Annotated in this window: 14 protein-coding genes; 3 read left to right on the top strand and 11 right to left on the bottom strand. The window is 30.4% G+C overall.

The features are described from left to right. Positions 1 to 198 precede the first annotated feature (198 nt). From KQI86_RS09135 to KQI86_RS09115, 5 genes are all read right to left on the bottom strand, one after another. Entirely contained in the window at positions 199 to 1,173 is a 975-nt protein-coding gene (locus KQI86_RS09135; RefSeq protein WP_246582729.1) for a sensor histidine kinase, read from the bottom strand. A gap of 2 nt (positions 1,174 to 1,175) precedes the next feature. After that, positions 1,176 to 1,862 (bottom strand): response regulator transcription factor, encoded by a 687-nt coding sequence (locus tag KQI86_RS09130; RefSeq protein WP_216438965.1) that lies wholly within the window; start codon positions 1,860 to 1,862, stop codon positions 1,176 to 1,178. Positions 1,863 to 2,147: 285 nt separating this feature from the next. Next, the gene (locus KQI86_RS09125; RefSeq protein ID WP_216438964.1) at positions 2,148 to 3,056 is read right to left on the bottom strand and encodes a formate/nitrite transporter family protein; all 909 of its coding nucleotides are present in this window, start codon (positions 3,054 to 3,056) and stop codon (positions 2,148 to 2,150) included. Positions 3,057 to 3,201: 145 nt separating this feature from the next. After that, positions 3,202 to 4,212, bottom strand: coding sequence for a sensor histidine kinase (locus tag KQI86_RS09120; protein ID WP_216438963.1), 1,011 nt, complete (start codon positions 4,210 to 4,212; stop codon positions 3,202 to 3,204). Positions 4,213 to 4,214: 2 nt separating this feature from the next. Then, a complete protein-coding gene (locus tag KQI86_RS09115; RefSeq protein WP_216438962.1) occupies positions 4,215 to 4,892 on the bottom strand; it encodes a response regulator transcription factor in 678 nt (225 codons plus the stop codon). A 253-nt stretch (positions 4,893 to 5,145) separates the two neighbouring features. On the opposite strand from KQI86_RS09115, the gene KQI86_RS09110 reads away from it, so the two are divergent. The 3 genes from KQI86_RS09110 (at position 5,146) to KQI86_RS09100 (ending at position 9,283) form a co-directional block, all read left to right on the top strand. Continuing rightward, on the top strand, positions 5,146 to 5,895 hold the full coding sequence (locus tag KQI86_RS09110) for an ABC transporter ATP-binding protein (protein ID WP_216438961.1): 750 nt from the start codon (positions 5,146 to 5,148) through the stop codon (positions 5,893 to 5,895). A 3-nt stretch (positions 5,896 to 5,898) separates the two neighbouring features. Next, entirely contained in the window at positions 5,899 to 7,803 is a 1,905-nt protein-coding gene (locus tag KQI86_RS09105; RefSeq protein ID WP_216438960.1) for an ABC transporter permease, read from the top strand. 316 nt (positions 7,804 to 8,119) lie between these two features. Continuing rightward, positions 8,120 to 9,283, top strand: a complete 1,164-nt coding sequence (locus KQI86_RS09100; RefSeq protein ID WP_216438959.1) for an AI-2E family transporter — start codon at positions 8,120 to 8,122, stop codon at positions 9,281 to 9,283. A 49-nt stretch (positions 9,284 to 9,332) separates the two neighbouring features. Here the strand turns inward: KQI86_RS09100 and KQI86_RS09095 are convergent, their stop codons facing one another. The 6 genes from KQI86_RS09095 to KQI86_RS09070 all read right to left on the bottom strand — a co-directional run bounded on the left by KQI86_RS09095 (position 9,333) and on the right by KQI86_RS09070 (position 14,659). Continuing rightward, on the bottom strand, positions 9,333 to 9,932 hold the full coding sequence (locus tag KQI86_RS09095; protein WP_216438958.1) for a GNAT family N-acetyltransferase: 600 nt from the start codon (positions 9,930 to 9,932) through the stop codon (positions 9,333 to 9,335). Positions 9,933 to 10,150: 218 nt separating this feature from the next. Next, a complete protein-coding gene (locus KQI86_RS09090) occupies positions 10,151 to 11,137 on the bottom strand; it encodes an SPFH domain-containing protein (RefSeq protein ID WP_216438957.1) in 987 nt (328 codons plus the stop codon). A gap of 59 nt (positions 11,138 to 11,196) precedes the next feature. Next, complete coding sequence (locus KQI86_RS09085) at positions 11,197 to 12,006, bottom strand: TPM domain-containing protein (RefSeq protein ID WP_216438956.1); 810 nt, start codon at positions 12,004 to 12,006, stop codon at positions 11,197 to 11,199. After that, positions 12,003 to 13,025: a TFIIB-type zinc ribbon-containing protein gene (locus tag KQI86_RS09080; protein WP_216438955.1), complete on the bottom strand. Its 1,023-nt coding sequence runs from the start codon at positions 13,023 to 13,025 to the stop codon at positions 12,003 to 12,005. Before KQI86_RS09080 ends, KQI86_RS09085 begins: the two co-directional genes overlap by 4 nt. Before the next feature lie 91 nt (positions 13,026 to 13,116). Continuing rightward, positions 13,117 to 13,788 (bottom strand): PspA/IM30 family protein, encoded by a 672-nt coding sequence (locus KQI86_RS09075; RefSeq protein WP_216438954.1) that lies wholly within the window; start codon positions 13,786 to 13,788, stop codon positions 13,117 to 13,119. A 217-nt stretch (positions 13,789 to 14,005) separates the two neighbouring features. Further along, positions 14,006 to 14,659, bottom strand: coding sequence for an NAD(P)H-dependent oxidoreductase (locus KQI86_RS09070; RefSeq protein ID WP_216438953.1), 654 nt, complete (start codon positions 14,657 to 14,659; stop codon positions 14,006 to 14,008). Positions 14,660 to 14,669 lie beyond the last annotated feature (10 nt).

Raw genomic sequence — 14,669 nt, 5'->3', positions numbered from 1 at the left:
CTTAGCAGTAATCAAGTGATTCTTAGCTTCAGATGGAGTTTGCTTAAAAGGAATACTTACTCCAACTGAAGCTTAGAAGAACTTATCCAGGGACGTAGCATCCGTTATGCACAGCATAAGAACTATCACTTGTAGAAGATGGGAGTATTACGGATGCTAGTCATCGGATAAAACTCAAATAAAAAAGCCTTGAAAGTATCAAGGCTTAAAATATATATAAAATGCAGTCTGCTCTCCAGGCTGTGATTTTACAGTAATTTTATGTTCTAGTATATCCAATATCTTTTTAACAATATACAATCCTACTCCCGTAGATTCTCCAAAAATACGTCCATTATCACCAGTAAAAAATAAATCAAAAATCCTATTTATATCACTTTTCTTGATTCCTATACCTTCATTTAGGACTTCAAATACAATCATACCCTTCTCTTCAAAGGCATTAATATAAACATTTTTACCCTTTGTACTATATTTTATCCCATTATTTATAATTTGATATATAGCATATTTTATCCACTTTTTATCCGTATTAATTCTTAAATCCTGTGATATGGATACCTTTGGGAATACTGATTTAGCAATAAAAAATTCCTTTAGATCATTTACAACTTCTAAAACAATTGATTTTAAATTTACTCTTTCAATTTTCATATCCTTTTCAAAATCATCTATTCGTAAAAACGTAAGTATTTGCAAAAGGTTGTAATCTATTCTTTTTGTTTCCAGTAACACTTTCTGAAAAACTTCATTTTCATAATTATTCTGTACAAGTAAATTTATAACTGAAACTGGAGTCTTTATTTGATGAACCCAATTATTTAGCATTATCTTATATTCTTTTTGAGAATTCTCCATAGAATTTATCTTTTTATTATAAAGTCTCATATATTCCTGCATAGTTTTTAAAAAAGCTTCTTCTAAGGGGGAATGTGCATCTATAGTTATTATGTTTTCAAAGTTTTCCGGTTTTTGTGAAAGCTTTTTATAAATTTGACTATTTGATATATATCTATATATTAGAAAACAAATAAGAAGGAATAAGCTTAGAAAAACAAAATATCCAATGCTTTGTTCAAAACCACCTAATTTATTATAAAAAAATACTAAAACTATAAAGTTAATTATATATAAAATAATAATAGGTAAGTTATCTTTCAAAAATAATTTCATTTTTACACCTCAATTAGCCTATATCCAAGTCCTCTTACTGCTTCAATTTCTATTTTAGCATGGATTTCACTAAATTTTTTACGAAGTCTTGCTACATTTACATTTAACGTATTTTCTTCTACAAAGCTTTCATCATCCCATAGCTTAGAAAGTAAACTCTCACGACTTAAAACTTTTGGAGAATTTTCTAATAAAATAGCTGCAAGTATAGCTTCCTTTTTACTTAGCATAACTTTTTTGTCCTCATTTTCAAGAATAAGACTATCAAAATAAAATATTACTCCTGCCTTTTTTAAAATTCTCTCCTTTTGATTTTTAGCATAGTCTCCGTATGCTCTCCTTAAATTTGCATTTATCTTTGCAACCACAATATCAAAAGAAAAAGGCTTTGTAATATAATCATCTGCACCATTTTCAATAGCAAATATTTGATCCATATCTCCACTTCTTGCTGAAATAAATATAATAGGACATTTTGATATCTGTCTTAACTTTCTACACCAATAAAATCCATCATATTTTGGTAGATTAACATCCATCAGCACAATATGGGGGTCAATTTTTATAAATTCATCAATAATATTATTAAAATCAATGCATTCAGCACATTCAATACCATACTTTTCTAAATGACTTACTAATAATTCAGATATAGACCTATCATCTTCAACAATAAATACTTTGTACATTGATACACTGTCCTTTCTACATATGCTAACATTAATTATACAATATTTTAACTAACTATAGTTTTCCCATTTTAAGAATTTAATTATTAAATTAGATAATATAAAAAATGCGTTAGTTCAAGAATGTTAATTCTATGTACTACGCATTTTTTCACATAATTTTATCCGATGACTACCATCCGTAATACTCCCATCTTCTACGCATAACGGATGCTACGTCCCTGGATAAGTTCTTCTAAGTTTCAGTTGGAGTACGTATTCCTTTTAAGCAAACTCCATCTGAAGCTAAGAATCACTTGATAATGCTTTTTTTATTTTAATTTCATTTTCTAATTTCTGCTTCATTCCTGATGATGTATTACCTTTTAGATAAACAAACCAGTATATAAATCCTACAAATATCGCTCCACCAATTATATTTCCAATGGTTACAGGTAGTAAATTATTAAATATAAAAGTATTCCAATTCAAATTAGCTAATTTTTCTGATGAAAGATGTGATGCAGCAGCCCAATTAGCATTTGATTTTGCTAATATTCCTGCAGGTATATAATACATATTAGCAATGCTATGTTCAAAACCTGAAGTAATAAAAAGCCATATTGGAAAGAATATTCCAAACATCTTTCCTATCATATCTTTCGCTCCATAAGCTAGCCATACCGCCAAGCAAACAAGCCAATTGGCCATAATTCCTAAACATAATGCAGATATAAAAGATAATTCTACTTTATAGGAAGCAATTTTAATAGTTTGTCCACCAAGGGCATTTGCTCCACTATTAAATAGTCCTGATTGTACCATCATAAAAGCTATTAATAAAGATCCTATTAAATTTCCTATATATACAGTACCCCAGTTTCTTAGCATTTCTCTTAATTTTACCTTTTTTTCTAAAACGCTCATAATAATCAACGTATTTCCTGTAAATAATTCCCCTCCTGCTAGAACAACCAACATAAGTCCTGTACCAAAAACTGCCCCAGCTAAAACCTTTCCAAGTCCATAGGTTTCAGGCCTTTCGAACAAATTAAATGCAGCCATATTAGATCCTTCAGATGCAAATGCAATAAATACTCCTGCTAAAATTCCTAAAATTAGTTGATGTGAAGATGAAAGCTTTGACTTTTTTATTCCTGTTTCCACCGTTGTAGCAGCAATTTCTGCAGGTGTTGAGTAATTTTTCGTATCCACTTTATAACCACCTCTTACTACTATATTTATTTTTCTGAATAAATTTTAAATAAATTCTGAATAAATATTGTCATTACCTACATTATAAAGGTTCATTGTCTATAAAGCGTCTATAATTCTGAATATTCATTATATAAATAGTTGTTTACCTTATTTCCTCATTATTAAATTCTAAAACCACTTCAGTATAGGACCCATATTCCGATTTAACACAAATATTGTGTCCGATCTTTTTAATTACTTGCTGGCTTAAATATAGTCCAATACCTGTGGAATTTAAGTTCTCTCTTCCGTTAGTACCAGTAAAGCCTTTTTGAAAAATTCTAGGAAGATCTTCTGTCTTTATTCCAACTCCATCGTCCCTAATTTTTAATAAATAACAAGAATCCCCTTTAACTCCCTTTATAGATATGTTTCCGTTATTATCTGTATACTTAAGGGAATTATTTATAATTTGCTCTATTATAAATGAGAGCCATTTTACATCTGAGAGAACACTTACTTTCTCTATATTAATTTCAAGTTTTATTTTCTTAGATATAAAATACTTTGTATGTTTCTTTACAATATTAAAAACTATATCCTCTAAATCAATTTTTTCAATGAAAAAGTCCTTTTCAAAGTTATTTATTCTAGTAAGGTTGAGCATTTTATTAACTCCATCCTCTATTTTAAAAAGCTCTCTTGGTATAGAGTCTATAAGCTCTGGATTTTTATTTACTTCATAGTTCTCACACAAAAGCTTTATAACTGAAATTGGAGTTTTTATATCGTGTCCCCATACCGTAATTAAATCAAGATTTTCATTATATTCCTTTTCCTTTTCATACATGAAATCATCTAACTTTTCGTAGTATGCCTTTATAGTCCTATAATAATATGCTTCCTCATTATTCTTATTAAAGAAATTCACTTCATTAAAATCTGAATTGCTCATGCCCTCTTCTATGTTGCTTATGAATTTCTTTTTATGAAATATGCTAATGCATATAAAAATTGTCATAAAAAATAATTGAAATAGCCCTATATAACCTATGGTATCTACGGCTATGGCTTTATTTGGAGATAAGTATATTACGGTTGCCATAATTAAAAACAATGCTAAGTTATATATAAAAAAAGGTATTTTATCCTTTAATAAATCTAAAAACTTCATATCTATTCACCAATTAAGTATCCTTGCCCTCGTTTTGTTTCTATAAAATCTTCTAAACCTATGGTTTTAAGCTTCGCTCTTATTCTGTTAATATTAACCGTAAGTGTACTATCATCCACAAACCAAGATACATTCCATAATCTCTCCATAAGCTTATCTCTTGAAATTACATGACCTTTATTTTTCATAAGTTCATAAACAATTTTTATTTCATTGCTGGTAAGGGATATTGTATTATCATTATACGTAATGCATGACTTTGACAAGTCCAGTATAACCCCTCTATGTGCCATCAATGTAGAAGAATTCTCCGTAAATTTATATACTCTTCTTAAAAGCCCTTCAATTTTTGCAATTAAAACGTCTAAAGAAAAAGGCTTCTGAATAAAATCGTCAGCACCTAGATTAATACCTGTAATTATATCCATGTTTGAATTTCTTGAAGAGATAAATATAATAGGAATCTCTGAAATTTTTCTAATCTCCTCACATATGTTAAAACCATTTTTAATTGGTAAATTTATATCTAATAATAATAAATGGGGAGAACAGGTATTAAATTCTCCTATTATGTCATGAAAATCCTTATTAGGAATAGCCTCATACCCCCACTGATCAATCCTTGAACATATTTGTTCCTTTAATCCCTCATCGTCTTCAATTACCATAATTTTAAACATTTTTTCACCTCTTAAAATTCCATGTAGTAATGTAGTTTAAATTACCTATAAACATTTATAGCCGTCTATCTACAAAAATAATATACTTAGATTATAACAAATCTCTTCAAGCAATATAACAATAAGCAATACTATAACAAGTAATATAACAATTTTGTTACATTTCTATGGAGTATTGTTATACTATTGAAAGGTACTAAATACATATGGAACTTATAATAAGGGTATAAGACTTACGAGGAGGTAGTTACAAATGAGTAACGCATTAGTTGTTGAAAATATAAAAAAGACATATGGAAAAGGTGATACTAAAGTAGATGCTTTAAAAGGTGTAAGTTTCACCATGAATAAAGGAGAATTTGTAGGAATAATGGGAGCCTCTGGTTCAGGAAAGACTACCCTTTTAAATATAATATCTACCATAGATAGCCAAAGCTCAGGCAAAGTGCTTATCGATGGCAAGGAGGTTAATAAATTAAGCGATGAAAAAATGTGTGATTTTAGAAGAGAGCATTTAGGATTTGTATTTCAAGATAGTAATCTTTTAGATACTTTAACCATAAGAGAAAACATAATTCTTCCCCTATCTTTAAGTAATACAAAAGCTAAAACAATGAATAATGAAGCTGAGAAATTAGCTAATTTACTTGGGATTCATGAAACTTTAGATAAATATCCTTATGAAGTTTCAGGGGGGCAAAAGCAAAGAGCTGCTGTATGTAGAGCCATGATAACCAACCCCTCATTAATTCTTGCAGATGAACCTACAGGGGCTCTAGACTCAAAGGCTGCAAGGGTACTTTTAGAAACCTTTAAGAAAGTTAACGAAGAAATGAAGGCAACTTTAATGATGGTTACCCACGATCCATTTAGTGCAAGCTACTGCAATAGAATTATATTTATTAAAGATGGAGTTATATTCTCAGAATTAAGAAAAGGTGGAAGTAGAGAAGAGTTTCACAAAAAAATTCTTGATACACTATCATTGGTTGGAGGTGTATAAAATATGAGCATATATAAAATTTCATATAATAACATAAAAAGAAACTTTAAAAACTATTTATTATATTTTATCTCCATACTATTTAGTGCTTTTATATTTTTCACCTTCAATTCCATTAGATATAATGAAGATATTTTAAAGGCTGCCGGTTCAATAGCAAGTGGGTTAATAATATCTTCAATAGTGGTAGTATTCTTTGCCTTCATATTCATATACAACGCTAACACCTTCTTTAGAGAAAAAAGAAGACAAGAAATAGGGTTATATAATTTACTGGGAATAACAAAAAAGAAAATAGGGTTGATCTTCATATATGAAGGCTTTATATTAGGACTACTTGGTGTAATAGGCGGCATAATTTTAGGATTTATATTTTCAAAACTGCTTATGATGCTTTTAGTTAGATTAATGGGAATAGATATAATAATCCACTTAAATTTCAATCTTAAGGCTATTATACAAACATTTTTAGTTTTCTTTGCCATAACAGTGATACTCTCCATAGAAAACTATATGGTAATTAAAAAAATTCCTCTAGTTAGATTATTTAAAAAAGAAAAGGAAGTTGATAGTTTAGCTAAAATATCCGTAGTTAAAGGAATACTTGGCATACTTTTAATAACTGTAGGTTATGGAATATCATTAAGCTCTAAAACCACCGTTGGAAGACTAGACCTTTTAATTATTATATTAGTGATAGTTATAATAGGTACAAAACTATTCTATAAATCAGCTTTACCTTTGTTATTAAAAGGTTTAAAGAAATTCCAAAACTTTTACTTCAAAGGAAGCAATATGATTTCATTATCTGAAATAGCTTATAAGGTTAAAAGTAATGCGGACATATTGACCACAGTAACTATACTCATAGCCGTTTGTGTTACAGCCCTTGGTACAACTTCTTCTTTCTATTATGACTTTCAAAAGACTATGAGCGAAAAATACAAGTTTAGCAATATAATTGTCCAAAGTTCAGATACTATAAAAAATGAAGTAGATAATGTTCTAAAAGACTATAATGAAGAAATTTTATTTAATGATAACATTGAATTCAAACTAGTAAAAGGATCTTATGTTAATACATTTTTAAGTGTAGGTAAAAGCTCTCGTGACGAACAGAACTTTGAGGTATTATCTGAAAGCAACTATAAAAGACTTATGGACTATGAAAATAGAGAATATGAAAATCTTCCTAGTGAAGAGGATGTGTATTTAATTGAAGATTCCTCCATGACAGCATTATTTGAAACTAATCTAGATGAACCTTTAATTTTTTCAGAAGGAGAAAGAACATTTAAAATAAAAAAGTCCTATTCTGAAATGTTAACAAATGAGTTAATTAGCGGAACCATCGTTGTAGTTAAAGACAGTGTATATTCATCCTTAGGTAAAATAGAAGGACTAAAAAACTTAAGATGTATAGATGTTAAAGATAGGAAGAATTCCTTTGAGCTAAGTAAAAGCATAAGCAAAATAGCCGATGCTAATAAAGTAAAACTTTCTTCCTATGCATACACCTACAGTAGTGGATATAAGGTTTTAGGAATGCTCTTCTTCATAGGAATTGTGTTATCAATATTATTTATAATTGCAACGGGCAGTTTAATATTGTTCAAACAAATATCTAATATCTATGATAACAAAGAAAGATACGTTGCCCTAAAAAAGATTGGCGCTAATAATAGCCACATAAAGAAAATTCTATTAAAACAAACTAGTATAATATTTTTACTCCCAGTATTATTAGGCACTACACATAATTTATTTGCTATGAGAATATTAAAATCATTGCTGGGCGATTCAATAATTATTCCAACTATAATTACACTTATTGTGTATTACTTAGCCTATGGAATGTTCTATTTAGGAACTGTGGCTTATAGTAAAACAATGATAATAAAGAAATAGATAGCCTTTAGCTAAAATGCACCTAAAAATGTTATATGTATCTAACATTTTTAGGTGCACTCTTTATATTAAGTCTTTTTTCCTCATGTATGAACAAAAATTAACAAATAGGTTATTGACTTTAATGTGCTTTCTTCTGTAATATACAATTAGACTTATAAGTTTATTTTAGGAGAAAATGATGAAATTTAATAAAAAATAAACTCATCTAATATATACTGTGAGGAGCCTCTGTTCAAAATAAATAGAGGCTCTCACTTAATTACTTAATTAAACAGAACAATATTAATTAAACAAAACAGTGAGGTGGATCTATTTGTACATTGATAAAAAAACTGCCAGACATATAATATTTATTGGTTGCTCAGTGGTACTTTTTTATTTGGCAGTGAGCAATTTTCCTGTTGTTATGAAAATTTTCCAAACACTATTTACCTATATTTCTCCAATTTTTCTTGGACTATGTATAGGATATACTCTTAATATTCCTATGCGTTCCATAGAAAAAGGCCTTTATAAATTGTCAAATACAAAGGGTAAGACAAGCGAGAAAACTGCTAAACTTATTCGTCCCATAAGTATTATTTTAACTCTTATTTCATTTATAGCTGTCATACTCCTTGTGATGTTTATTGTAATTCCTGAAATTGGTCGTACTATAGCTTCAATTAATAAAATGATGCCATCATTTATCGAAAGAATACAAATATGGTCTGAAGGCTTAAATTTAAATATTCCTATTCTGGCACAACAGGCTGAAGAATTTGGAATAAGTTTTGAAAATATAAATCGACGTTTGTTAACACTAGCTCAAAACCTAAGTCTTTCCATTATTGATTCCTTTATGTCCATAATTGGAATAACTTTTAAAAGCTTACTTCAGTTTTTCTTAGGATTGGTCTTTGCATTTTATATGCTTATGAACAAAGAAACCCTGATAAATCAGATAAAACGAGTGTTAAAGGCATTTTTGCCTGAGGGTTTGTCTCACAGAATAATTAAAGTGTCTTCTATTACAAACAATGCCTTTATTAATTTCTTTACAGGCCAATTTATAGAAGCTCTTATTTTAGGCGGCATGTTTTGGGTTGGTATGACAATATTCCGTTTCCCTTATGCCACCATAGTTTCTGTGCTTATTGCCTTTACCGCTCTTATTCCTATATTTGGTGCCTTTATCGGATGTGTAGTAGGAGCTTTCTTAATTTTAGTTTCCAATCCTACACAGGCCTTCTGGTTTATCATATTTTTCTTAATCATACAGCAAATTGAAGGCAATATTATTTATCCAAAAGTTGTTGGTGCATCAGTGGGATTACCGGCTATATGGGTATTTACAGCGGTAACCATTGGAGGTAGCATGATGGGAGTTTTAGGTATGCTAACCTTCATTCCTATCGCATCTGTCTTATATACTTTGCTCAGAGAATCAGTGAACACTCGCTTAAAAAATAAAGTTATTGAAAAAACAGAAGACTAAAAAGTCTTCTGTTTTTTTATATACTTACATATTTAAATAATAAACCTACTTAATTATTAAATTCCTTTAATAAATCTTTGTTATAATTATATTTTTCTCTAAATTCTTCTTCTAAGATACTCATGATAATCATATCATAGTATTTATTATTAAAAAAACATCCATCTCTTCGAATTCCTTCTCTTATAAAACCTATTTTTTCATAGACATGAATTGCTCTTTGATTAAAAGGAAATACCTCTAACTCAATTCTATGTAAGTTAAGCATTCCAAATCCATAATTCAATGCCAAAATCATTGCTTCGCTGCCGTAACCTTTACTGAAATCTTCTTTTCTATTTATTATAATTCGTATATTGGCACCTCTGTTATTCCTGAATATATCATTAATAACAACCTCGCCTACTATTTCATTAGATTCTTTTGAGAATATTAAAAAATCAATTCTGCTTCTATCTTCAGATATATCTTCTAGGTATCTTTCAATATCTGATTTACTAAATACTTGTTGGGTGCCTGTAAATACTGTTGCTTCTATGCTGCAATTGCTTAGATTTTCCCAATATTGTTCAAGATATTCTTTGTCTAATTTTTTTAGATAAATCAAATTTCCTTTTAGCTCTAAAAAGTTTCTCATATCCATCCTCATATCTCATTCTCCTTAAATCCATCTATGCATTCAATATAGAAATTAAATTTCTTACTTCTGAACACACTAATTTTTGACACACCATTATTATATAATGTATCAAAGGAGTCTATCAATTTCATTTATGATTCTGTATTAATCTTGTTCATAATTCAAGAAAAGACCCTCACAATAGTGAGAGCCTTTAAACTCCTGCAAATACTCCTTATACTGCTCCCTTATCCTAGCTTTTGTCCACAATTAGCACAGAAGTTTGCCCCTCCAGTTTTTTGACCACAATTAGGGCAGAAATTAGGCTTTGCATTCTTCTCAACAGCAGTATTATTATTATTATTATTATTTTGCGTTGGTGTGCTTTGATTTTGCTTCATATTTTCCATCATCTGATTTGCCATATTCATTCCCATCATCATACTAGCCATATCAGAAGCAACGCCTCCACCCTTAACATTACCAGAGGACATGGCATCAGTCATGGATACTTGCTGATATTTATTCAAATCACCAATCATACTGTGAGAAGCATTCTTATTAATCATATCTTGAATCTCTTCTGGATAACTAAAGCTCATAATGTTAAAGCCTGTGATTGTTATTCCGCTACTCATAATCTCCATGTCAAGATCTTCCCTAATTCCTTTTGAGATATCAAATGCATTCCCTTGAAGATTAAACATATCCTTCCCTTCTTTAGATATCCATTTCATTAAAAGTTGATTAAGAATAGAAGTAATCCTTAACTTAACTTCCTCCACAAGATAGCTATTTTTTACCCCTGCAATTTTGTCAATCAAAGCAATATAATCGTTGACTTTAAAATTAAATGTACCATTGGCGCGGATAGGCATGCCACCAGGAAGTTGAGGGGTTGGAATATTAATAGCATTTTTCGTACCCCACTTTACTGTAAATTCCTTTGTGTTAACAAATAATACTTCCGCCCTCATTCCGCTGTTAAAGCCAAATTTAAAACCTTTTAATGTGGATAAGAAAGGTATAATCTCAGATTCTATGTCATAATCTCCCTCGTCTTTAAATATACCTTCTATTTTACCATTATTTAAAAATATAGCATCTTGACCAGGTCGGATAATCAGTTTACTTCCTTTTTTAATCTCACTATTGTTCCATTTCCAGAAAATCATATCATCTCTAAATTCTTCCCATTCAACTACGTTAGCAAATTGTTTTTTAAAAAATGCCATATATTATCATTCCTTTCATTTCATCCTATTATCCCATTATCTTATTATCATTAAGAACTCTAAAAGCTACCTCTACTGCCGCTGTGTGAGTGGCCACCTGATGTGACTCCACCACCGCCACCGCCTCCTCCAAAACTGCTTCCACTAGAATTATTTTGAGATGGTTTTTGAACTTTTGTAACTGTTGTTCTTATATAATCGTCTCTTCTTTGAATTATTCTTGAATTACCATGATCTCGATAAGTACCTTCATTAACGGTTATCTTACCCCCTGAATTATGGACCATAAAGCCGACAATAATCCCAGCTGTTGCAAGGGAGGCAATGATCTGAAATCCTAAATCAAATAATATATTATCCGGATTCACTCCTGGCCTAATTCCCATATACTTATAGGAAGTTTTAATAAAATTATGAAAAGCCTTATAATAATCTCCCTTTGATAAATCAGGTGTAATTTTACTTCTTATAAGATCAAGTCTACTATCATCTAGGTATTCCTTTCCTCTATAAAAACCTGCTAAGTACACTTCCCTATTTTCCATATCAATTGTTAATATAGCACAATTACCATGGGGTTTGTCATACCCTAAGGCTTTTTCATCATAAAAGTCTTGCATGTATTTTACTACATCTTTACCTTCCATATTATTGGAGGTTAGTATAACCATGTCTGTTTTCCTTTTAGAGCTGTATTTACTAGCTGTAACTTCAAGCTCCTCTATTTCTTCTGGAGTTAAAAGGCCTGCAAAGTCATAAATCCTTTGTTTTGTATCGGAAGCAGCTATTGCTACATTTGATACAAGCGGCAGAAAAATGAGTAGCATAATTAAAAATAAAATTCCTTTTAAATATGTTTTATTTTTCACCAAAGGCCACCTCCCATAATCACTGATATTAATTTTAGTATTATGAATGTAGCGCCTGCAATTCCCCCAAACCACATTGCAACTTTCTCAAAACTAATAGGAGGTTTGCCCACAACCTTACCTGTTTGTCCATTCATGGCAAAGGTATGTTCAGATTTATTATAATCATAACAAACCATCCACACAGGAAGGAGGGTGTAATAAGCCTGCCTTGGCCTAGTATCAATTTGTTTGCTTCTATAGTCAACTGAAGAATACCCAGTGATGGTTGAACTTATATAGGACTCTATATATTTTCCTATTTTTGATTTAGCCCTTGGGAGTAAATCCTTATCATCAAAATTGTATTTTTCTGCAATATATCCCGCAAGATAAGGGGTTTTGAAATCTTTTAGATTATTGTATGGTTCTAATTTGTCCATAATTTCATCATTCATTTTTTGAGAAGCATCAACGGGTACCTTTATATAATCAATGTTGATATCTCGGTATACATCGTAATGTTGCGTTTCTGTATATATATAATCACCTCTAGTATATTTTGAAACTTTAGTGCAATGAGCGTTCACCTTCACTTTACTATTTAAATCGTATAACCAAAATGGAACGTACATCCCTGTTATGTTCTTTACCCTATCAGCTGTCATAAACCCCTTTGGAGTGAGACGCCCATTCTTACACCAAGAGGTAAATGCTTTCATAGCCTCCTCTTTGCTAATGGTGAAAGGAATGATCTTTGCTGGGGTCATTGTTCCAGATAACCTATCTCCAAGGACAATCCCTGCACCACAAAAACTACAGGTAGTTGCTGTAGTATCTGCATCTGTCATAAGTATTGCTCCACAATTTTTACAATGGTATTCTTTTGCTTCATCCTCTGAAAAAGTAGTGGTAATAAACTCTTCAGAAAAATTTTCTATATTATCTTTTCTTCCACAACTATGGCAAGATAATTTTCCTGATTGGCTATCAAAGACCATATCACCACCGCAGCTAGGACATTTATAATGTATTACCATGATTTATTCACCTCTGACTATTAATTAAGAATATATTTTATTATAAAAGCTGTAGCTAAAGCTACAGCTTTTATATATAAGGCATCATTACTTATTTGTTTAATTTTGCCTTGAGAGCAGCTAATTCGTCATCTATATTTGTATTACTATCATATTTAGCAGTTAAATCTTCTATATCATCTTTAGGTCCTGCGTTAAGTTCTGCCATTGCATTTGCTTCATCAAAAGCTTTATTCACCTTTTCTTCCATTCTATCAAATGCGGATATAGATTTATTGGCACTGTTCACCGATAAACCAATTTTGTTAATTCTTTCTTGGGTTTTTGCTACTGCCATTTTCCCTTTAAGCATAGCTCTACGCCCTTCTAGCTCACCAATGTCATTAACAAGTTTATCATGCATTTGTTTCATTTGAGCAGCATTGGAAGAAGCTACCCCATATGCTTCCTTTAATTCAACTTCTTTCTTTGCTAATTCAGATTTTCTCTCTAAAAACTTTCTAGCATCATCTTCATTTCCAGCTTCTAATGCTTTTATTGCATATCTCTGCATTTTATCAATCTCTGATGTACATTCATCTAATTCTCTTTTTACTCTTTGCTCTTCTGCCATAACAGAAGCAGTTTCAGATTTTACTTTACCTAGGTCGCTATTAAGATTTCTCAAGCATTGATCAATCATCTTCTCTGGGTCCTCAGCTTTGTCTAATAATGCATTAATATTACTTAACATAATCTCTTTAAATCTTGTTAAAATACTCATGATGCCCTCCTTCTTGTATTATTTTATAGTAATAGTATTTATTACCAATAACATTCACTACCACTTTAATATTTATTTCTATACTAATGTTTTTATTCCTTTAATTTCTAAGCTTTTATTTCTATGTAATTAATTCCTCTTTAACCAAACTTTATACTTTATATAAATAAGAAATACTTAGTGTTATCGCCACTAAGCATTTCTTATTTATATAATATCAATTTTTCCCCAAAAATGGCTTATCTAGGTTTTTATCAAAAACACCATTTTGTTTTAAAGGTTTATCCCACATTTGATTGATTAAACCTGTCTTAGTAATAAATTTCATGATTTTAAGAGAGAATCCTGTGAATTCACGTGGATTCTTTAGGTCTTCAATAATGGATTTATCAAAGGTATGAGTTTGCTCATATATTTCACCTAAGCGTTCTAATGACTTAAAGAGTTTTTTTGTCATAAAACTTGACATGGTAGAAACATTTGCTGAGCCCCCTTTTATTACTGTCCCTAAATAAGCTCTATTAAGTTCCTTTGAGAGTGAGCTAAAATATCTTTCAGCATATTTGTATTGAGATGCTTCTGGAAAACCGCCTTGCACAATAAAACCTATTGATTTATTTTCAGAAGGCTCTGCAGGCTCTAAACACTCAATAAAGCGCATTGTAACACCGGGCATGCTATGAATATATAGTGGAAGTACAAAAATAATAGTATCAAAGTCTTTAACATACTCAGCAAGAGTCTTAGGATTTTCTTTGACGATATATTTTACATCACAGGGAATTTTCATCCCCTTTAAAAACTGATTAATAAATATTTCAGAATTACCATTATTCCCTTTAGGAGATCCGTTAAGAATTATTGTACTCATAAGCTCCTCC

It is taken from the genome of Clostridium mobile, assembly GCF_018918285.1.
In the GTDB taxonomy this organism is placed as follows: Bacteria; Bacillota; Clostridia; order Clostridiales; family Clostridiaceae; genus Clostridium_AW; species Clostridium_AW mobile.
Note: the sequence above shows the minus strand (reverse complement) of the source record. Positions and strands in the feature narration are given on the sequence as shown.

Excerpts from the sequence above, each read along its gene's own strand:
- KQI86_RS09135 (WP_246582729.1), bottom strand. The coding sequence starts at position 1,173 with ATGAAATTATTTTTGAAAGATAACTTACCTATTATTATTTTATATATA.
- KQI86_RS09130 (WP_216438965.1), bottom strand. The coding sequence starts at position 1,862 with ATGTACAAAGTATTTATTGTTGAAGATGATAGGTCTATATCTGAATTA.
- KQI86_RS09120 (WP_216438963.1), bottom strand. The coding sequence starts at position 4,212 with ATGAAGTTTTTAGATTTATTAAAGGATAAAATACCTTTTTTTATATAT.
- KQI86_RS09115 (WP_216438962.1), bottom strand. The coding sequence starts at position 4,892 with ATGTTTAAAATTATGGTAATTGAAGACGATGAGGGATTAAAGGAACAA.
- KQI86_RS09110 (WP_216438961.1), top strand. The coding sequence starts at position 5,146 with ATGAGTAACGCATTAGTTGTTGAAAATATAAAAAAGACATATGGAAAA.
- KQI86_RS09105 (WP_216438960.1), top strand. The coding sequence starts at position 5,899 with ATGAGCATATATAAAATTTCATATAATAACATAAAAAGAAACTTTAAA.
- KQI86_RS09095 (WP_216438958.1), bottom strand. The coding sequence starts at position 9,932 with ATGAGGATGGATATGAGAAACTTTTTAGAGCTAAAAGGAAATTTGATT.
- KQI86_RS09090 (WP_216438957.1), bottom strand. The coding sequence starts at position 11,137 with ATGGCATTTTTTAAAAAACAATTTGCTAACGTAGTTGAATGGGAAGAA.
- KQI86_RS09080 (WP_216438955.1), bottom strand. The coding sequence starts at position 13,025 with ATGGTAATACATTATAAATGTCCTAGCTGCGGTGGTGATATGGTCTTT.
- KQI86_RS09075 (WP_216438954.1), bottom strand. The coding sequence starts at position 13,788 with ATGAGTATTTTAACAAGATTTAAAGAGATTATGTTAAGTAATATTAAT.
- KQI86_RS09070 (WP_216438953.1), bottom strand. The coding sequence starts at position 14,659 with ATGAGTACAATAATTCTTAACGGATCTCCTAAAGGGAATAATGGTAAT.